Consider the following 19,850-nt stretch of genomic DNA (forward strand, 5'->3'; position numbering starts at 1 on the left):
GATATATATATAGGGTCAGGGGCTGACCTCGACTCGATTGTAATGAACGTCCGGGGGTTTAGGTGGATATCGGTTATTTCCTGAAGCTGATGGTGGACAAGGGCGCGTCGGATATGTTCCTGACGACGGGTGCCCCGGTGAACATCAAGGTGGAAGGCAAGCTCTACCCGTTGGGCAACACCGGCCTGCCCGCGGGCATGGTGAAGAAGATCGCCTACTCGCTCATGGACGAGGGCCAGGTGCCCCAGTTCGAGCGCGACCTGGAACTGAACATGGCCCTGGCCGTGAAGGAAGCCGGGCGCTTCCGCATCAACGTGTTCAAGCAGCGCGGCGAGATCGGCATGGTCATCCGTGCCATCAAGAGCGAGATCCCCTCGCTGGAAGAGCTGCAGCTGCCCACCATCTTCCGTGAGCTGATCATGGAGCCGCGCGGCCTCATCCTGGTCGTGGGGGCCACGGGCTCGGGCAAGTCCACCACCCTGGCGGCCATGCTCGACCACCGCAACAACAACAGTTCGGGCCACATCCTCACCATCGAGGACCCGATCGAATACCTGCACCGGCACAAGCGGTCCATCGTGAACCAGCGCGAGGTGGGTCTCGACACCCACAGCTACCACGAGGCCTTGAAGAACGCGATGCGCGAGGCGCCGGACGTCATCATGATCGGCGAGATCCGCGATACCGAGACCATGGAAGCGGCCATCTCGTTCTCCGAGACCGGCCACCTGTGCCTCGCCACGCTGCATTCGAACAACGCCGACCAGACCCTGGAGCGCATCCTCAACTTCTTCCCGGAAGCCGCGCACAAGAACGTCCTGATGAACCTGGCCCTGAACCTGCGCGCGGTGATCAGCCAGCGCCTGGTGATCGGCAAGGACGGCCGCCGCATGCCGGCCACCGAGGTACTCCTCAACACGCCGCTGATCCGCGACATGATCCGCCGCGGCCAGATCCACGAGGTGAAGGACGCCATGGACCGCAGCCTGCAGGAAGGCATGCAGACCTTCGACCAGTCGCTCTATCGCCTCTACAAGGAAGACAAGATCACGCTGGAGGAATGCCTGAACAAGGCGGATTCCCGCGATGGCCTGGCGTTGAAGATCCGCCTGTCCGAGGGGGCGACCGGCAACGAGTTTGCTTCCAGCGATCCGTACGGGATTGGGGTCTAGGCCGGCGTCTGGCGGCAGGGCAGGATCCCGCGCATTGTGGATCGCGCACATCGTGCGCTCCTACAGTGAATGGCCGTAGGAGCGCACGATGTGCGCGATACCGACCCCCAGACCCCCAGACCCCCGGTAGGAGCCCACGATGTGGGCGAATCAGGTCACCGGAGCGTCAGTCTGCACCTCAGGCGCCGCCTTCTGAAAGGCCTCCAGCCCCTGGCAGGCTTGCACCACCCGGCGAATCGTCGGATACGGCGCCAGATCCACGCCCCAGCGCACGGCGTTGTAGTGCTGCGGCACCAGGCAACAGTCCGCCAGGGTCGGTGAGTCGCCGTAACTGAATGTCCCCGCGTCCCCCTCGGCCAGCAGGGCTTCCAGCCCGTCGAAGCCATGTGCGATCCAGCGACGTGACCAGGCCTCCTTCGCCGCCTGGTCCGCGCCGAACTCCGCTTCGATCGCCCTGAGCACCCGCAGGTTGCCCAGCGGATGGATATCCGTCCCCACGGCCTGCATCAGTTCGCGCACCTTCGCCCTGCCCTGCGCATCGGGCGGCATCAGGGCGGGGTCCGGGCGAGTCTCATCCAGGTATTCCAGGATCGCCATGGACTGGCGCAACGTGCGGTCGCCGTCGATAAGCGTCGGCAGCTGGCCCTGTGGCGACAACGCGCGATAGGCCGGCTTCAGGTGCTCGCCGCCGTCGTTGACGAGGTGCACCGGCCGCGACTCGTAGGCCAACCCCTTGAGCTGGAGGGCGATGCGTACGCGGTAGGCGGCGCTGGAGCGCCAGTACGTGTAGAGGACGAGGGCCATGGCGGGGGTTTCCGGGCGGGGACGGGCCGATTCTAGCCCGTCACCGTTTGCGCCCATCCACCCCGGGCGCGGACAATGGGGGATTCTTCTCGACCGCCAGCTGGAGACCCACCGTGTCCGTCATCCGCATGCAAGACCTCGACCTCAAGGGCAAGCGAGTCCTCATCCGCGAAGACCTGAACGTGCCCGTCGAGAATGGCAGGATCACCTCCACCCAGCGCCTGGACGCCTCGCTGCCCACCATCGTGGCGGCGCGCGACGCCGGTGCCAGGGTCATGGTCATCTCGCACCTGGGCCGGCCGAAGGAAGGTGCGTTCGACGAAGCGTCCTCACTCAAGCCGGTCGCCGCGTGGCTCGGCGAGAAGCTCGGCACCGACGTGCGCCTCGTTCGTGACTACCTGGGCGGCGTGGATGTGGCCGAAGGCGAGGTCGTCGTGCTGGAGAACTGCCGCATGAACGTGGGCGAGGGCAAGGACGACGAAGCCCTGTCGAAGCAGTATGCCGCCCTGTGCGACATCTTCGTCATGGATGCCTTCGGCACTGCGCATCGCGCGCAGGCGTCGACCCATGGCGTCATCCGCTTCGCGCCCGTGGCCGCCGCCGGCCCACTGCTGGCCAAAGAACTGGATGCGCTGGGCAAGGCCCTGCAGAACCCAAAGAAGCCGCTACTGGCCATCGTCGCCGGCTCCAAGGTATCGACCAAGCTCGAACTGCTGCAAAACCTGGTGGGCCGCGTGGAGCAGCTGATCGTGGGCGGTGGCATCGCCAACACGTTCATCCTCGCCGCGGGGCACAAGGTCGGCAAATCGCTGGTCGAGGCCGACCTGCTGGATACGGCGAAGAAGATCATGGCCGACGCCAAGGCGCGCGGCGCAGAAGTACCGGTGCCGACCGATGTCGTGGTGGCCACGGCGTTCGCCGCCGACGCCAAGGCCACGGTGAAGCCCGTGGACGAGGTGGCCGACGACGAGATGATCCTCGATATCGGCCCGGACACCGCTAAGCGCTACGCCGACCTCATCGCCAAGGCCGGCACCGTGGTCTGGAACGGTCCGGTCGGCGTGTTCGAATTCGACGCCTTCGGCAAGGGTACCGAGACGCTGGCGCGCGCCATCGCCGCGTCCAGCGCGTTCTCCATCGCCGGTGGCGGCGATACCCTCGCCGCCGTCGACAAGTACGGCATCGAAGACGGCGTATCGTACATCTCGACCGGCGGCGGCGCCTTCCTCGAATTCCTCGAAGGCAAGGAACTGCCGGCCGTGGCCGCTCTCGAGGCGCGGGCGGACGCGAACTGATGCTGATCCTTTTCGACCTGGACGGCACGCTCATCGACTCCCAGATCGGCATCTTCGCCGGCGTTCGCCATGCCATGGCGAGCGTTGGCGCCGAGGCACCGGATGACGATGCGCTGCGCGCCTGGATCGGGCCCCCTCTGCGGGTGAGCTTCGGCCCACTCCTGGACCATGACAGCGAGCGCGTCGAAAAAGCCGTGGAGGCATACTCGCAACGCTTCCACGACATCGGCTGGTCCGAACACACCGTGTATCCGGGCATCCCGGAACTGATCGCCGCCCTGGTCGGCGCCGGCCATCGACTCGCCGTCGTCACCAGCAAGGTGCGTCCACACGCCGAGCCCATCGTCGCCCACCTGCCCTTCGGCGAGGCGTTCGAGCAGGTATACGCACCCGACCCGTCCTCGGCAAAAAGCGAGAAGGCGGAGATGATCAGCGCCGCGGTGCTCGATTTCGGGAAAGGTGTCGATGACGTGCTGATGATCGGCGACCGTCATTTCGATATCGACGGCGCCGTTGCCAATGGCGTGCGTGGCATCGGCGTGCTCTGGGGCTTTGGGGATCGTGCGGAGCTGGAAAAGGCCGGTGCCTGGAAGGTCGTCGAGAGCCCGATGGATATCGCAGCCTTGGCAGGCACCATCGCAGCGATTTGAGTCAACGGGCGGTGTCCGAGACACGGAGTGCGCAAGGGCGCATCTTTGCCTACACACCGCCAGGCGATATTCGCAAGCGATACAAAGGACATAGGCGATGTTCTTCGATCGACAGGCTGGCTAGTTTCACGGGGCGACGATCACTCAGGCGTCTTCCCAGGAACTCCCCATGCCATTTCGCCACGTGGTAATCAGCGTGCTGACAAGCTCGCTCTCTTTCCCATCCGCTTGCCTGGCCGACGGCGTGTTCACGACATCGGCCAGCGTACCCGTCGAATACCCGTGGGCGCGCTCATCCTTGCGTTCCCTACCGACTCCTCGGCATGCAAACACGACATCGGCAAGGGAGCTCACTCGGCGATCCATCGCTGGCGCATTCCCGGCACCGCGTCGCCATCATGTGGCAACCGAATGGGCGATGCGCGTCGCCGTGCTCGCCTTAGAGGCCACAGGATATGCCACAAGAATCGGGCATGACGACACCGGAGACATCGGCAAGCGGCGAGCGATTTTGCCTGCTGAGCCGCTACTCTCTGCCTCTGGCGAAACTACGCGATGACAAGTTCAGAAGCGAGTTCGGCGTCATGCGACGCTGTTTGAGCGAAGAGGGTAAACCACCCAGCGCCTCATCGACGTGATTACGAACGGCGGCCTCAGCATCAAGCCAAAAAAAAGCCCCCTTGCGGGGGCTTTTCTCGACCAGGCGATGTCGCCTTACTTGGTCACGCGCTTCACCGCATCCACCACGGCCGTGGTGGTGATGCCGAAGTGCTCGTACAGCTTGTCGATCGGGCCGGAGGCGCCGAAGGTGGTCATGCCCACCGTCGTGCCGTCAAGGCCGACGTACTTGCCCCAGAAATCGACGCTGGCGGCTTCGACCGCCACGCGCGCGCGGCACCACGAGGGCAGCACGCCTTCACGGTATTCGGCCGACTGGGCATCGAATTCCTCGGTGCACGGCATGGACACGACGCGCACCGGGATGCCCTGATCGCCGAGGGCCTGGGCGGCCTCGACGGCCAGGCCGACTTCCGAGCCCGTGGCGATGATGATCGCCTTGAACTTCTCCGCCGATTCCCAGAGCACGTAGCCGCCCTTGGCGATGTTGGCCACCTGCTCTTCCGTGCGCGGATTGTGCTTGAGGTTCTGCCGCGAAAAGATCAGGCACGAGGGGTTGCCCTTGCGCTCGATGGCCTGCTGCCACGACACGGCCGACTCCACGGCATCGGCCGGACGCCATACGCGATTGTTCGGGATCAGGCGCAGCGAGCCCAGGTGCTCCACCGGCTGGTGGGTCGGGCCGTCTTCGCCCAGGCCGATCGAATCGTGCGTGTAGACATGGATGGCGTGGGCCGGGATCAGGCACGACATGCGCACGGCGTTGCGCGCGTAGTCGGAGAAAACCAGGAACGTGGCGTCGTACGGCACGAAGCCGCCATGCAGGGCGATGCCGTTGGAAATGGCCGACATGCCGAACTCGCGCACGCCGTAATGGATGTAGTTGCCCTGCTCACCGCCGTCGGCGATGTTCTTCGAGCCCTTCCAGATGGTCAGGTTGGACGGCGCCAGGTCGGCGGAGCCGCCGATCAGCTCGGGCAGCAGCGGGCCGAAGGCGTCCAGCGCCATCTGCGACGCCTTGCGCGAGGCGACCACGGGACCCTCTGCCTGCAGCTTGGCGATGTAGGCGTCGGAATCCTTCTTCCAGTTGCCCGGCAGCTCGCCCGAAGTGCGGCGCTTGAACTCGGCCGCCAGTTCCGGGAAGGCCTTGGCGTAGGCATCGAACTTCTCGTTCCAGGCCTTTTCGCTCTGCGCACCGGTGTCCTTGGCGGACCACGAATCGTAGATGTCCTGCGGAATCTCGAACGGACCGTAGTTCCAGCCCAGGCGCTCGCGCGTCAGCTTGACCTCGTCCGCGCCCAGGGCCGCGCCGTGCGAGGACTCCTTGCCTTCCTTGTTGGGCGAACCGAAGCCGATCACGGTCTTGCAGATGATCAGCGAGGGCTTCTCGTGCTGCGACGTCGCTGCGGCGATGGCCTTCTTGATGGCCTCGCCGTCATGGCCGTCGACCGGCTTGTCGTCATCGCCCACCACGACGTTCCAGCCGTAAGCGCGAAAGCGCTCGGCGGTGTTGTCGGTGAACCAGTCGTGGACTTCGCCGTCGATCGAGATGCCGTTGTCGTCGTAGATCGCGACCAGCTTGCCGAGCTTCAGCGTGCCGGCCAGCGAGCAGACCTCGTGCGAGATGCCTTCCATGAGGCAGCCGTCGCCCGCGAACACGAAGGTATGGTGGTCGACGATCTCGTGACCGGGGCGATTGAAGCGCGCGGCGAGGACTTCCTCCGCGATCGCGAAGCCCACGGCGTTCGCGAGGCCCTGGCCGAGTGGACCGGTGGTGGTCTCCACGCCGGGCGTATGGTGGTATTCCGGGTGACCCGCAGTGCGGTAACCGAGCTGACGGAAGTGCTTCAGATCCTCGATGCCGAGGTCGTAGCCGGTCAGGTGCAGCAGGGCGTACTGCAGCATGGAGCCGTGGCCGTTGGATAGGACGAAGCGGTCGCGGTTGGGCCAGTGCGGGTTGGTCGGGTTGTGGTGGAGGAAGTCGCCCCACAGGACCTCGGCGATGTCGGCCATGCCCATGGGCATGCCCGGATGGCCCGAATTGGCGGCTTGGACACCGTCCATGGCCAGGGCGCGGATCGCGTTTGCGCGTTCGCGGCGTGTCGTCATCGGCATTCTCCAGTTAGCAAGGGCGGACAAACGGTGATTGTCGCGCATCGGGCATGAGCTTGTCGTGGACGTTCATGCCACGGCAGGGAAGTTAACCAAGCCTTAATGTTTTAACACCGGTTTCTGAATTTCTTCAGGTACGAAGGCCTCTAATAGCCACAAGCCGTCGTCGCCCCCTCCCCACACACGACGATGGTCGCCCCGACAATAAGAGGAATACCCCATGAAAAAGGCAGCTCTTGCCCTTGCAGTTTCTTGCGCTTCGTTCGCAGCCATTCCGGCTTTCGCACAGGATTCCAACACCGCCGTCAGCGGTAACTACCAGCCCAGCCAGTCCGTGGGCAGCGGCAACTGGTTCATCGCCGCTCAGGCTGGCCGTACCAACGGCAGCGACAACGGTGGTTTCGGTGACGGCAACAACGGCGGCTTCAACTTCCTCAAGGGGAACAAGGACCGTCGCACCGGTTACGGCCTGCTGGGCGGCTACCGCTGGAAGGTCGGCCCGGATCTGGGTCTCGGCCTTGAAGCCGGTTATGCCGATCTGGGCAACTACCGCGTGAAGAACGTCTTCGAGAACGGCCAGGACGTCGACCAGAAGGGCACGCGCAACGCGCTGCGCGGCTGGATGGTCGGTGTGAACGGCAAGATCAACCTCGTGCAGGGCTGGTACCTCAGCGCGCACGGCGGTTACTTCCGCGCCAACGACAACAACCAGAACTACAACAACAGCGTCAGCGAAGACCTCGGCTTCTCGAGCGGCGGCAGCGCCTCCCGTGGTAGCTGGTACGGCGGTGTCGGTACCGGTTGGGACATCAACGAGCACTTCAGCGTGGGTGCGGCGTATGACTACTTCCACGCCGACGCAGGCAAGGTGCGTAACAACGCCACGGGTGAAGTCTCCCGCGGTATCAAGCGCTCCACGGGCATCGTTTCGCTTGCCGGTGAATACCGCTTCTAAGTACCTGTTCCAGATATAGATCCACGTAAAACAAAGGAGCCGCGACGTCGCCGTCGCGGCTCCTTTTCTTTTATCCATCAGTTGGGCTGGTATTCCCAACGCTGGTGGTCGTTGCCCAGGCAGGCGTACAGCTGCAGGCGCGAGCCGTTGTTCTGGCCGCCGGACGGGTCGTCGAGGCAGAGATTGCTCTGCGTGCCGCGGACTTCGCCGCGGATGCGCCATTTCTGGTTGGGCTGGGCATTGCACTGCCACATGCGGATGACGGTTCCGTTCGCGGTGCCGCCATCGGCCGCCTCCAGACAGTTGCCGCCGTAACCCACGAAGCTACCGTTCGGGCCAAGCTTCCACTTCTGGTTGTCCGTGTGCGTGCAATCCCAAAGCTGCACGCGGGTACCGTTGGCGGTTCCGTACCCCTGTACGTCGAGGCAGCGCCCCGTGTCACTAACCAACTCACCAACGGAGGGATCGAAGGTGAAGCGCTGATTCGACGTACCACCGTCGTCGTACAACTGGAACAGCGAACCGTTGGCCGTGCCGAATCCGATGGAGTCGACCACACGGCCGCCGTTGGTAACCAGCGAAGCATGGGTGAACGTCCAAGCCTGATTGGTCGTGGACGATTCGCTCCACAACTGCAAAGGGGTGCCATTGCTCGTGCCATAGCCTGCGGCATCAAGCACCATGGATGTGCCGAGGCTATATATGGCGCGGGTATCGGCCTGCGAACCCCACTGCTGCTGCCGCAGCCCGTTGCAGGCCCACATCTGCATGGGAGCGCCGTTATTGGTGCTGCCGTTGGATACATCGAGGCAGCGACCCGTGCCGTTCGCCAGGGTCAACTGGCCGGGCGCATTCGAGGTCGGATCGGCGACCACGGTCGCGCGGAAATTCATGGCGGTCACCATGGTCTCGCGGAACGTGCGCGCCACGTCCGCGGCATTGGCCACACCGCAGGGCAGGCCCTTGCAGGTGGACACATCGGGCGTCGAGTACATGAGCTCGGCTTCCTGGCCGCTCTGGCCGTACGACATAATGTCGTAGAAGTTGGCGCTGTCGTTCCGATAGCCGTACGAGTACGGATACAGCGCGCCGGTCGAGTTGGTCTGCGTGTTGTGCTGCGCACCCAGGTTGTGGCCCATTTCGTGAGCCAGCGAGGTGTCCGGGCAATAGGAATAGCTGCCGCCGCCCAGGTCGATGCTGCCGTCACCGACGACCGAGAAAGTCTGGTCGCGGCCATTGGTGTTGTAGGGGGCCTGCGGGATATACGCCAGGCCGCAGCCGTTCTGGCCCGAGGCATAGCGACGCATGAAGGACACCAGGTCGGCACCGTACTGCTTGCGGGCGGCACGCACGGCCGCCAGCGGCGAGGACGCCGAGGTCGAGGCCAGGTCGCTCAGCGCCGTGCCGTTGTCCGTATTGTCCGCGTAGTTCACTTCCAGGCTACCGACCAGGCGGAACGAGGCGGTGGTGACGCCCGAGTTGGCCAGGCCGCGGTTGGCCACGTCGATCAGGTTGGTCAGGCGCGTCGTCACCGCCGAGGCGCTGCCCAGGTACGCGCGATAGCCGCTGGAGTAGCCGATCAGGACGTCGACGGGCGCAGCGGTCGACGAGGAGGCCGCGGCCGTGACGGGTGCCTGCGATCCGGTCGTCTCGGCGGCCTCGTCGGCCGCCTTGACCACCGTATCGCCACCGGCACGAATGCCTTGCTGCAGCTGGCTGAAAGGCGCGCTGCTCACGTAGGTCTTGCCGCCGAGCGTGGCGATGCGCAATTGCTGCCCGTTCGACGACGGCAACACGCCGTAGGTGGCATCGGGACCGAAGGTGATCACGGCGTCCTGGCCCGTCGTACCGCCGTCCTTGCGGCCGACCCAGGTCCAGTTCCCGTCCTCGTGGGTGATGTGCCTGTCGTAATCCAGGGCGACCTGCGAGCCGTCCGGCGCAGTGAACGCGAGGTGGCCCGACAAGGCGGAGGCGAGCACCTGGTCCACGTCGATATCGACCGGATAGTAGGTGTACGGCCCTTCCCGGCGGGGCGTCTCCGTCGCCGAATACGAGAACAGCTCGCCCGTCGGCGCGGTCGCATGGGCGGACGACGTCATGGCCGAGCCGGCGGCGCCGGGGGCGGCGTTCGCAGCCAGGGGACGAAGCGGTGTCGATACGATGGGCGCTACGACGGAAGCGGCTGCGGCCGGTGACGCGGCGATGGGGGGACGACTACCGGGATCGGTCGCGCCTGACGCCTGCCAAACCATGACCCCGGCCAGTGCCAGGGTACCCATGACCGCCGCCCAGGCGGTCCCTTTCTTACGATTCATCAACCTTGCTCCGCTGCCGCTGGATCGGGCTTCCAGGGGGAAGACCCGCCGTCCTCAGGCTGAGGACTGCCACATATACGGCAAGGAAATGCACAAAGTTGCCGAATATGTGGATTCCGTCAGTTAACGGCCGCGCCACAAAAAAAAAGAGGCGCCCCGGAGGGCGCCTCTTTCAATCGTTCAGGATCGGGTTAGGCGCGTTTCTTCCAACGCCCCAGGGCGGCCTCGCCGTTCTCCTTGGCGCGCTCCAGCACGATCTTCTGGGCGGCGGCCACGTTGCCCTTGATGTCCTTGGCCCACAGCGCTAGGGCTTCAGCCTGCATGGCACGGCCGTACGAGAAGCTCACCGGCCAGGGGTGCGGACCGAGCTTGTTGATCTCGTTGAGGTTTTCGGTGGCCTGGGTATCTTCCTGGCCGCCGGAGAGGAACACGATGCCCGGTAGCGTCGCCGGCACCGTGGTCTTGAGGACGCGGACGGTGGCATCGGCCACGTCCTCGGCATCGACCTGGCTTTCTTCCGGGGCGTTCTTGCCCGGGATCACCATGCTGATCTTGAGGATGGTGCCTTCGAGCATGACATTCTGCTCGTAGAGGGCGTTGAACAGGCTGCGCAGCACGGCTTCGTGCACTTCGTAGCTGACCTCGAGGTCGTGCGTGCTATCGGCGCCGTCCATCACCACTTCCGGCTCGACCATCGGCACGATGCCGGCTTCCTGGCACAGGGCCGCATAACGGGCCAGCGCATGGGCGTTGGCCTCGATGGCCGTGGAGCTCGGGTTGTCGTCGGTGATGTTGATCACGGCGCGCCACTTGGCGAACTGGGCGCCGAGCTGGGCGTATTCCTTCAGGCGCTCGCGCAGACCATCCAGGCCTTCGGTGATCACGTCGCCCGGAAAACCGGCCAGCGGCACCGGGCCCTTGTCGACCTTGATACCCGGGATGATGCCGTTCTTCTTCATGACCTCGGTGAACGGCACGCCGTCCTTGGTCTTCTGGCGGATCGTCTCGTCGAAAAGAATGGCGCCGGAGATATGGTCGCCCAGGTTGGGCGTCGTGAGCAGCAGCTCGCGGTAGGCGCGCCGGTTTTCCTCGGTGTTCTCGATGCCGACGCTGTCGAAACGCTTCTTGATGGTGTTGGTCGACTCGTCGATGGCGATGATGCCCTTGCCCGGGGCGACCATCGCTTGCGCGATCTGTTCGAGGTTTTCGATGCTCATGACAACTCCATGATGTTAGTGGTATGCCCCTTCTTCAGGGGCGAAGCGATGACTGAAACCGGCGGAGTATAGGGCCGCGCGCCGTGAATGCCGTTGTGCGCTGCGATCAACTGGTCTGGTCGTAACCCGGCAGCTTGCACTTGGCCAGGATGGTCGCCTTGGCGGCGGGGTCTTCCGGAAGATTGAACCCGGTGACGTAGTAGGTCTGCACGGGCACGGCCGTGCCGTTCTGGTTGCCCTTCACGTAGACCAGCTGGTTGACGATGCTGACGCCGACCTGGCCGAGGTCACCCTGGGGTTCGACCTTCTCGATCCTTGCATTCTGCGTGCGACCGTCCGAGCCGATCATGTAGCTGACGGCTACACAGGTGGGCTGGTTGAGGTTCTTGCCCGTGTTCGGCACGTCGGGGCTGACGGACTTGTTGGTGAGGTACCAGTAGCCGGTCAGTCGCTCCGGAGCGACGCGGCGGAGGTTCTGCGCCTGGGCGGTGCCCGCGGCCAGGAGGAGGACGGCGGCGGCAATGGCGCCGGTGCGGGAAGAGATACGGATCATGACGCCCTCGGTAGGTAACCAGGGCGTCGAGTTTAACCCCGCGGACGCATGCGCTGCGTATGAGGCATGCGTCCGCGGCGGGTCGATCAGAGGTCGCGCAGGCTGTCGGCGATGCCGTCGTCGCCGACGACCAGCAGCTTCAGCGTGTTGGTGCCACCGCCGCGGCCGATGTGGTCGCCGTGGGTCAGGATGACGCGGTCGCCCTTGACCAGCTTGCCCAGCGCGAACAGGTGCTGGAGCGCCGCGCGGGCGGTGTGAGCGGGGTCGAGGTTGCCCTGCTCGAAGTCCACCGGCTGCACGTCGCGCAGCATCAGCATGCGGCGGCGGGCCATGTCCGAAGGGGACATGGCGTAGATCGGCACCGCGAAGCGATAGCGCGACAGCCACTGCGCGGTGGCACCGGACTCGGTCAGCGCCACGATCGCGCGGACACCCACCTGGGCGGCGAGCGACATGGCGGCCAGCGCGATGGCCTGGTCGCTGCGGTCCAGCGACTGCACGTCCGGGCGCAGGTCGCCACGCGGCTCGAACTGGCGCTCGGCACCCAGGCAGATGCGGCGCATGGCGGCCACGGCCTTGTCCGGGTGGGCGCCGGCGGCGGTCTCTTCCGAGAGCATGACGGCGTCGGTGCCGTCGATCACCGCGTTGGCCACGTCCAGCACCTCGGCGCGGGTGGGGATGGGCGCGCGCACCATCGACTGCAGCATCTGCGTGGCGGTGATCACCGAGCGGTTGCGCTGCACGGACTCGCGGATGATCTTCTTCTGCAGACCGGGAAGTTCGGCGTCGCCGATTTCCACGCCCAGGTCGCCACGGGCGACCATGACCACGTCGGAAGCATCGATGATCTCGCCCAGCACCGGGATGGCGTCGGCACGCTCGATCTTGGAGACGATGGCGGCATCGCCACCGGCTTCACGCATGAGACGGCGGGCCTCGTGGAGATCGTCGGCGCAGCGCACGAACGACACGGCGAGGAAATCGGCGCCCATCTCGGCGGCCAGCTTGATGTCGTTGCGATCCTTGTCGGAGAGCGCCGAGACGCTGAGGCCGCCGCCCTGGCGATTCAGGCCCTTGCGCGCGGACAGACGACCGCCGATGACGACGCGGGTGCGGATTTCGGAACCCGAAATTTCCAGTACCGACAAGGCGATAAGGCCATCGTCCAGCAACAGCACGTCGCCCGGCACCACGTCGCGGGGCAGGTCGTAATAGCTGACGCCTACATGGGTCTGGGTGCCAGCGGGGGCATCCGGGCGGCAATCGAGCGTGAAGCTGTCGCCGGCCAGGAGATCGATCGGGCCGTCGGCGAACTTCTCGATGCGGATCTTCGGGCCCTGCAGATCGGCCAGGATGCCGACCTCGCGGCCGACCTTCTCGGCGGCGGCGCGCACGGCGGCGGCGCGGGCGCGGTGGTCGTCCGGCACGCCATGGGACAGGTTGAGGCGGACGATGTCCACGCCCTCTTCGAGGATTTTCTCAAGCATGCCCGGCGCGTCGGTGGCGGGACCGAGGGTGGCGACAATCTTGGTGCGGCGAACCTGGATATCGGTCATTACGTATCTACCTTGTCTTCGAATTCGGGACGCGGATCAGTCCAGCGTCTTGTTGAGCAGGTCGGCGAGACGCTTGCCTGCCTCGCGCAGGCGGGTCTCCGCGACCGGAAGCTGCTTCGCCACGTAGGCGTCGTCGATGGTGTGCGAGTCGGGATAGAAACCGTCGGTGGCCACGATCGAGCAGGATTCCTCCGCCCACTGGGCGTAGGGATTGTCCAGCGGTGCCTGCGGCTTGGGCAGCTGCACCGGCCCCTGCGCGGCCAGGCGGTCGGCGTAGGCGGGCCATTTCAGGTCGCGGGTGTAGAGCATCTTCGAGTCCCACACGCTGTGCAGGTTGGTGCCCTTGCCATCGAACTGCACCTGGTAGTCGTTGCCGCCCTTGTCGTCACGGTTGCCGGCGTGCAGCGGCTGGTGCACGTCGCCCACGAAATGGACGACGAACTTCAGCGCCTCGGCCCGCTCGGCCTGCGACTTGTGGCGGTCACCCAGGATGGCGACGTACTTCTCGAGGCCGCCCACGACGCATTTTCCGTCCGCGCAATCGCGGGCGGGCACGTAGTGGCACTTACCGTCCACGAAATCCATGTAGTGCAGCGGGCCCGTGGCCTTGCCCAGCGCCTTGGTGGCGGGGTCGTCGCGGAGGCGATCGGGCCAGCTGGCGATGTCCGGCAGGGGATCGGCGGTGCCGGTATCCCCGAGCAGGCGCTGGATTTCCGCCTTGGCGGCGGGGTCCAGCTGGCGCCAGGCCAGTTCGGCAACGATCCGGTGGCCGATGTCACCCCAGGCATGGACACTGGCGAAGGCCGGGAGGGCGAGGGCCAGCAGGGTGGCGATGGTGCGGCGCTTATGAACGGCGTTCATGGACAGGTAAACGTTTCCGGACGGGGCGAACGCCCAAGTGTGCCACAGCCGGACGAGCACACGGATGACAAATCGCGGCGGTGCAGCAAGCCGGCCCCTGCGACGTTCCGCTACCATGGAGGTTTACGCCACCTGCCCTTACCTCGTTAGCAAATCCCACCCGGAGGCTGCACATGACCATCAAGGTCGCCATCAACGGTTACGGTCGCATCGGTCGCAACATCCTGCGCTCGCTCTATGAGTCGAAGAAGAACGGCCAGGACATCCAGATCGTCGCGATCAACGATCTCGGCAACGCGGAAACCAACGCCCACCTCACCCAGTACGACACGGCCCACGGCCGTTTCCCGGGTGAAGTCTCGGTCGACAACGGCGACCTGATCGTCAACGGCGACCGGATCAAGGTCTTCGCCGAGCGCGATCCGTCCAAGCTGCCCTGGGGCGAGCACGGCGTCGACGTGGTGCTGGAATCCACCGGCTTCTTCACTTCCAAGGCCAAGGCCAGCGCGCACATCGCCGGCGGCGCCAAGAAGGTGATCATCTCCGCGCCCGGCGACAAGGACGTGGACGGCACCTTCGTCATGGGCGTGAACGACGACAAGCTGACCTCGAAGCTGGAAGTCATCTCCAACGCCTCCTGCACCACCAACTGCCTGGCGCCGCTGGCCAAGGTGCTGCACACGAAGATCGGCATCGTGCACGGCCTGATGACCACGATCCACGCCTACACCAACGACCAGGTGCTGACCGACGTCTACCACTCGGACCTGCGCCGCGCCCGTAGTGCCACGCACAGCCAGATCCCGACCAAGACCGGCGCCGCCGCGGCGGTAGGCCTGGTGCTGCCGGAACTCAACGGCAAGCTGGACGGTTTCGCCATGCGCGTGCCGACCATCAACGTGTCCGTGGTCGACCTGACCTTCACCGCCGCCCGCGCGACGACCAAGGAAGAGATCGACGCTGCCATCCATGAAGCCGCCAACGGCGCCATGAAGGGCATCCTGGCCGTCAACAGCGCGCCGCTGGTGTCGATCGACTTCAACCACAACCCGCACTCGTCGATCTACGACTCGACGCAGACGCGCGTGATGGAAGGCACCCTGGTGAAGGTCCTCTCGTGGTACGACAACGAGTGGGGCTTCTCCAACCGTATGCTGGACATGACCAAGGCGCTGATGGCCGCCAAATAAGGCCAAAACGCCCATGTAGGAGCGCGCGATGCGCGCGATGCCTATGAAAAAACCCCGCACGTCACCGTGCGGGGTTTTTTTTGGTGCCGCTCAGGCTACCGCTCAGACTTGCTGAATAACCTGCTCGATCGCCCCGAAGATACTGGCGCCCGCCTGGTCGACCACGTCGATCTTCACCGTGTCCCCAAACGACAGGAACGGCGTACTCGGGCTACCGTCGCGCAGGGTCTCCACCGTGCGCTGCTCGGCCAGGCAGGAAGCACCCTTGCCCGTGTCCTCGTTGGCGATGGTGCCCGAACCCACCAGCGTGCCAGCGGTCAGCGGGCGGGTCTTCGCCACATGCGCAACCAGCTGCGAGAAATCGAACTGCATATCCACGCCGCACTCGGCCTCGCCGAACCACTGGCCGTTGATCCAGGTGCGCATGGGCAGGTGCAGCTTGTCGTCCTTCCAGGCGTCGCCCAGCTCGTCGGGAGTGACGAACACCGGGGACAGCGCGGAGCGCGGCTTGGACTGGACGAAGCCGAAGCCCTTGGCCAGCTCGCCGGGAATCAGACCCCGCAGCGAGACATCGTTGACCAGCCCTACCAGCTGGATGTGGCCGCTGGCCTGCGCGGGCGTCACGCCCATGGGCACATCATCGGTGACGACCAGCACCTCGGCTTCCAGGTCGATGCCGAAATCCTCGCTGGGCACGACGACGGGATCGCGCGGCCCGAGGAAACCGGCGCTGGTGGCCTGGTACATCAGCGGATCGGTGTAGAACGACGCGGGCACCTCGGCGCCGCGAGCGCGACGCACGCGCTCCACGTGCGGCAGGTAGGCACTGCCGTCCACGAACTCGTACGCACGCGGCAGCGGTGCGGCCAACCGCGCCATGTCGAGCGCGAAGGCACCGTCCGCCCTGCCCTCATTGAGGTCTTCGGACAGCGCGTTGAGGCGCGGTGCCAGGGTGTTCCAGTCGTCCAGCGCCGCCTGCAGGGTGGCCGCGATGCCCGAGGCCTTCACGGCACGCGACAGGTCGCGGCTGACGACGATGAGCGTGCCATCGCGGCCGCCTTCCTTCAACGAAGCGAGTTTCATGCGTTTCCTTTAAACGATCAGACCGTGAGCGGCGTGAAGTGCTTCTTCAGGTCGCGCCAGCAGGCGTAATAGTCGCCTTGCAGCGCGCCGGACGCCAGCGCCTGTCGCGTCGGCCGGATGACCTTGCGCGTTTCGAACATGAAGGCCATGGTGCCCATGATGTGGTCCGGGTGCGATACGTCCGCCGCGGAGGCCTTCTCGAAGCTGGCCGCATCGGGGCCATGGCCGCTCATGCAGTTGTGCAGGCTGGAACCGCCGGGCACGAAGCCGCCGGCCTTCGCGTCGTAGGCACCATCGATCAGGCCCATGAACTCGCTGGCCACGTTGCGATGGAAATACGGCGGGCGGAACGTATGCTCCGCCACCAGCCAGCGTGGCGGGAAGATCACGAAATCCATGTTGGCCGTACCCGGGGTGTCGCTGGCCGAGGTAAGCACGGTGAAGATCGACGGGTCCGGGTGATCCACGGCGATGGAGCCGATGGTGTTGAAGCGACGCAGGTCGTACTTGTACGGCGCGTAGTTGCCGTGCCATGCCACCACATCCAACGGCGAGTGATCGATGTTGGCCGACCATAAGGCGCCCTGGAACTTGGCGACCAGCGCGAAATCCCCGTCCAGGTCCTCGTACTCGGCGACCGGGGTCAGGAAATCGCGCGGATGGGCCAGGCCGTTGGCACCGATGGGGCCGAGGTCGGGCAGGTGCAATAGCGCGCCGAAGTTCTCGGCGACATAGCCACGCGCCTCGCCATCCGGCAACTCGACCAGGAAGCGCACGCCGCGCGGTACTACCGCAATCTCCAGTGGCTGGACATCGAGTACGCCCAACTCGGTGCGGATGCGCAGGCGACCCTGCTGCGGGACGATCAGCAGCTCGCCGTCGGCGTCGTAGAAGTAACGCCCTTGCATCGAGCGATTGGCACAGTAGAGGTGGATACCGATGCCCGCCTGCTCTTCCGCGCCACCGTTACCGCCCATGGTGACCAGGCCGTCGAGGAAATCCGTCGGTGCGGAAGGCATCGGCAGCGGATCCCAGCGCATCTGGTTCGGCGTGGCGGGGGCTTCCTGGAAGCGGTTATGGAACGTGGTGTGGGCGAGCTCGGCGAACGGCGAATGCTGGGCCGCCGGGCGAATGCGATAGAGCCAGCTGCGCCGGTTGCTATGGCGCGGCGCGGTGAACGCGCTGCCCGAAAGCTGCTCGGCATACAGCCCATGCGCCACCCTCTGGGGCGAGTTCTGGCCGACCGGCAGCACGCCGGCGACGGCTTCCGTGGCGAACTCGTTGCCGAAACCGGTCTGGTAACCGTGGGTATCGTCGGTATGGCTCATCGTGGTGTCCTGTGTCGATGACAACCTGCGTGGGTGGAACCTGCATGGCCGAGACACGACCTGCATGGGCAAACCGTGCGGTGCGGGAAGAACGAAACCCCATGTAGGAGCGCACGATGTGCGCGAAAGGTTCTACGTCGTGCCCTTCGAGCTGGCGCGCCAGCTTGAACGGTTACGCGAAACGGCATCGCGCACATCGTGCGCTCCTACGTGCGTTTTTCGAACCCGGCTTTTTAGAGCACGCCGCGGCGCATCTGGTCGCGTTCGATGGACTCGAACAGCGCCTTGAAGTTGCCGTTGCCGAAACCTTCGTTACCCTTCCGCTGGATGATCTCGAAGAAGATCGGGCCGATGGTGTTCTGCGTGAAGATCTGCAGCAGCAGCTTCTTCTTGGTCTCGTCGTCGGCGTCGATCAGCAGTTTGTTCTTCTGCAGGCGCGAAATGTCTTCGCCATGATCCGGCACGCGCACGTCGATCACTTCGTAATACGTGTCCGGCGTCTCGAGGAACGCCACGTCCTGCGCGCGCATGGCTTCCACCGAGGCATAGATGTCGTCGGTGAACAGGGCGATGTGCTGGATGCCCTCGCCGTTGTATTCACGGATGTACTCGTTGATCTGCGACTTTTCATCCGACGACTCGTTCAGCGGGATGCGGACCATGCCATCCGGCGCGGTCATCGCCTTGGACACCAGGCCGGTCTTGGCGCCCTTGATGTCGAAGTAGCGGATCTCGCGGAAGTTGAACAGCCGCTCGTAGTAGTCGGACCACTTCTGCATGTTGCCGAAGTGCAGGTTGTGGGTCAGGTGATCGATGAAGGTCAGCCCGAAGCCCTTCGGGTGGCGATCGACGCCCGGCAGCCACTCGAATTCGCCATCGAACACGTCGCCCTTGGCGCCGTAGGTGTCGATGAGGTAAAGCGCGCAACCGCCGATGCCCTGGATCGTCGGGACGTCCAGCGCCAGCGTGTCGGCCTTGAGCAGGATCTTCTCGGCACCGTTGGAAAGCGCGGTGGCCTGCACATCGGTGGCGGGGCGATTGAAGCGGATCGCGAAACCGCAGGCGCTGGGACCGTGCTCGGCGGCAAAATCCGACGCGAACGAGTTGGGTTCCTCATTGACGAGGAAGTTGCACTCGCCCTGGCGATACAGGGTAATGGCCTTGGTGCGGTGCTTTGCCACCGCGGTGAAGCCCAGCCTCGGGAACAGCGTGTGCAGCAGCGCGGCATCGGGTGCGGCAAACTCGACGAACTCGAAGCCGTCGACACCCTGCGGGTTCTCGAAGGTGGTGACTTCCATACCGATATTGGGCTGGGCGCTCATGGGCGATACTCCTGGCGTGGGCACGGCTCGGGCCGTCTTCCCTCCCTTATAGTTTCACTTGTAACCATTTGCAAGGATCAGCGCACTAATGACTTTCGAACCCGTCCCGGCCCATGCCCCCCTGGAGCTGGAACGCTTCCTGCCCTACCGCTTGTCGATCCTGTCCAACACGGTCAGCCAGTCGATCGCGGCCGAGTACGAGGGGCGCTTCCAGCTCAGCATGACCGAGTGGCGCGTGATGACGATCCTGGCCCGTTTCCCGGAGATTTCCGCGCGGGAAGTGGTCGAGCGCACTGCCATGGACAAGGTGGCCGTCAGCCGCGCCGTAGCCCGCCTGGTCGAGAAAGGCCGCGTGGACCGCGGCACGCACGACGATGACAAGCGCCGCTCCGTGCTGCAGCTGTCCGAGGCCGGCTGGGCGATCCACGACGAGGTGGCCCCCATGGCCCGCGCCCACGAGCGCGAGCTGCTGGCCCGACTGGACGAGGCCGAGCGCGCACAGCTCGACACCATCCTCGACAAACTCCTCCACCCGGCGGGGTCAGGCGGGTCGGGGGCGGCCGCAGGCTCGACGTCGACCAAGGGGTAGGAGCGCACGCACGTGCGCGAACCCTCACCGTGGCGATGGCGACGGCGGCCGCGCTTCACATCGGGCCAGGCGGTTCCAGGCGTCGAACGAGCGAATACCGGATGCACGGAAGCGCTCGCTCGTGCGGGCGGTCGGCATCTGTCGCGCAGTGCAAGGGTGAGGGTTCGCGCACGTGCGTGCGCTTGTGTCTTTTCGATGGGGTAGATTCGAAGTCGAGAGCGGAGTGTGGC

General features: G+C 65.2%; 16 protein-coding genes. 6 read left to right on the forward strand and 10 right to left on the reverse strand.

Annotated elements, in window-relative coordinates:
• Positions 1-62: 62 nt before the first annotated feature.
• A complete protein-coding gene (locus QRN34_RS15840) occupies positions 63-1,172 on the forward strand; it encodes a PilT/PilU family type 4a pilus ATPase (protein ID WP_285405857.1) in 1,110 nt (369 codons plus the stop codon).
• Positions 1,173-1,322: 150 nt separating this feature from the next.
• Here QRN34_RS15840 and maiA read toward each other — a convergent pair whose 3' ends face one another.
• The gene (gene maiA / locus QRN34_RS15845) at positions 1,323-1,976 is read right to left on the reverse strand and encodes a maleylacetoacetate isomerase (protein WP_285405858.1); all 654 of its coding nucleotides are present in this window, start codon (positions 1,974-1,976) and stop codon (positions 1,323-1,325) included.
• Between the two features lie 113 nt (positions 1,977-2,089).
• Between maiA and QRN34_RS15850 the strand changes: the two genes are divergently transcribed.
• Positions 2,090-3,271 carry a phosphoglycerate kinase gene (locus QRN34_RS15850; RefSeq protein ID WP_285405860.1) on the forward strand — a complete coding sequence of 394 codons (1,182 nt, stop codon included), beginning with the start codon at positions 2,090-2,092 and terminating at the stop codon, positions 3,269-3,271.
• Positions 3,271-3,921, forward strand: coding sequence for an HAD hydrolase-like protein (locus tag QRN34_RS15855; RefSeq protein WP_285405862.1), 651 nt, complete (start codon positions 3,271-3,273; stop codon positions 3,919-3,921). The genes QRN34_RS15850 and QRN34_RS15855 overlap by 1 nt, the downstream gene beginning before the upstream one ends.
• A gap of 714 nt (positions 3,922-4,635) precedes the next feature.
• Here the strand turns inward: QRN34_RS15855 and tkt are convergent.
• Positions 4,636-6,648: a transketolase gene (tkt, locus tag QRN34_RS15860; RefSeq protein WP_285405863.1), complete on the reverse strand. Its 2,013-nt coding sequence runs from the start codon at positions 6,646-6,648 to the stop codon at positions 4,636-4,638.
• Positions 6,649-6,871: 223 nt separating this feature from the next.
• On the opposite strand from tkt, the gene QRN34_RS15865 reads away from it, so the two are divergent.
• Positions 6,872-7,606 (forward strand): porin family protein, encoded by a 735-nt coding sequence (locus QRN34_RS15865; RefSeq protein ID WP_285405864.1) that lies wholly within the window; start codon positions 6,872-6,874, stop codon positions 7,604-7,606.
• Positions 7,607-7,683: 77 nt separating this feature from the next.
• Here QRN34_RS15865 and QRN34_RS15870 read toward each other — a convergent pair whose 3' ends face one another.
• The 5 genes from QRN34_RS15870 to QRN34_RS15890 all read right to left on the reverse strand — a co-directional run bounded on the left by QRN34_RS15870 (position 7,684) and on the right by QRN34_RS15890 (position 14,108).
• Positions 7,684-9,921 carry a ricin-type beta-trefoil lectin domain protein gene (locus QRN34_RS15870; protein WP_285405865.1) on the reverse strand — a complete coding sequence of 746 codons (2,238 nt, stop codon included), beginning with the start codon at positions 9,919-9,921 and terminating at the stop codon, positions 7,684-7,686.
• Positions 9,922-10,112: 191 nt separating this feature from the next.
• Positions 10,113-11,138 (reverse strand): class I fructose-bisphosphate aldolase, encoded by a 1,026-nt coding sequence (locus QRN34_RS15875; RefSeq protein WP_285405867.1) that lies wholly within the window; start codon positions 11,136-11,138, stop codon positions 10,113-10,115.
• Between the two features lie 106 nt (positions 11,139-11,244).
• Positions 11,245-11,691 (reverse strand): energy transducer TonB, encoded by a 447-nt coding sequence (locus QRN34_RS15880; RefSeq protein WP_285405868.1) that lies wholly within the window; start codon positions 11,689-11,691, stop codon positions 11,245-11,247.
• 86 nt (positions 11,692-11,777) lie between these two features.
• On the reverse strand, positions 11,778-13,247 hold the full coding sequence (gene pyk / locus QRN34_RS15885) for a pyruvate kinase (RefSeq protein WP_036139897.1): 1,470 nt from the start codon (positions 13,245-13,247) through the stop codon (positions 11,778-11,780).
• 36 nt (positions 13,248-13,283) lie between these two features.
• Positions 13,284-14,108: a S1/P1 nuclease gene (locus QRN34_RS15890; RefSeq protein WP_285405869.1), complete on the reverse strand. Its 825-nt coding sequence runs from the start codon at positions 14,106-14,108 to the stop codon at positions 13,284-13,286.
• Positions 14,109-14,281: 173 nt separating this feature from the next.
• Here QRN34_RS15890 and gap point away from each other — a divergent pair, with 173 nt between their 5' ends.
• Positions 14,282-15,298 (forward strand): type I glyceraldehyde-3-phosphate dehydrogenase, encoded by a 1,017-nt coding sequence (gene gap / locus QRN34_RS15895; protein ID WP_036139895.1) that lies wholly within the window; start codon positions 14,282-14,284, stop codon positions 15,296-15,298.
• A gap of 102 nt (positions 15,299-15,400) precedes the next feature.
• On the opposite strand, the gene QRN34_RS15900 is transcribed toward gap, so the two are convergent.
• From QRN34_RS15900 to hppD, 3 genes are all read right to left on the reverse strand, one after another.
• The gene (locus QRN34_RS15900) at positions 15,401-16,381 is read right to left on the reverse strand and encodes a fumarylacetoacetate hydrolase family protein (RefSeq protein WP_285405870.1); all 981 of its coding nucleotides are present in this window, start codon (positions 16,379-16,381) and stop codon (positions 15,401-15,403) included.
• Positions 16,382-16,398: 17 nt separating this feature from the next.
• Positions 16,399-17,709 carry a homogentisate 1,2-dioxygenase gene (hmgA, locus tag QRN34_RS15905; RefSeq protein WP_285405871.1) on the reverse strand — a complete coding sequence of 437 codons (1,311 nt, stop codon included), beginning with the start codon at positions 17,707-17,709 and terminating at the stop codon, positions 16,399-16,401.
• Between the two features lie 233 nt (positions 17,710-17,942).
• A complete protein-coding gene (hppD, locus tag QRN34_RS15910) occupies positions 17,943-19,031 on the reverse strand; it encodes a 4-hydroxyphenylpyruvate dioxygenase (protein ID WP_285405873.1) in 1,089 nt (362 codons plus the stop codon).
• A gap of 88 nt (positions 19,032-19,119) precedes the next feature.
• Here hppD and QRN34_RS15915 point away from each other — a divergent pair, with 88 nt between their 5' ends.
• Positions 19,120-19,620 (forward strand): MarR family transcriptional regulator, encoded by a 501-nt coding sequence (locus QRN34_RS15915; protein ID WP_285405874.1) that lies wholly within the window; start codon positions 19,120-19,122, stop codon positions 19,618-19,620.
• Positions 19,621-19,850 lie beyond the last annotated feature (230 nt).

The sequence above is a fragment of the Luteibacter sp. ME-Dv--P-043b genome, from assembly GCF_030209605.1.
In the GTDB taxonomy this organism is placed as follows: Bacteria; Pseudomonadota; Gammaproteobacteria; order Xanthomonadales; family Rhodanobacteraceae; genus Luteibacter.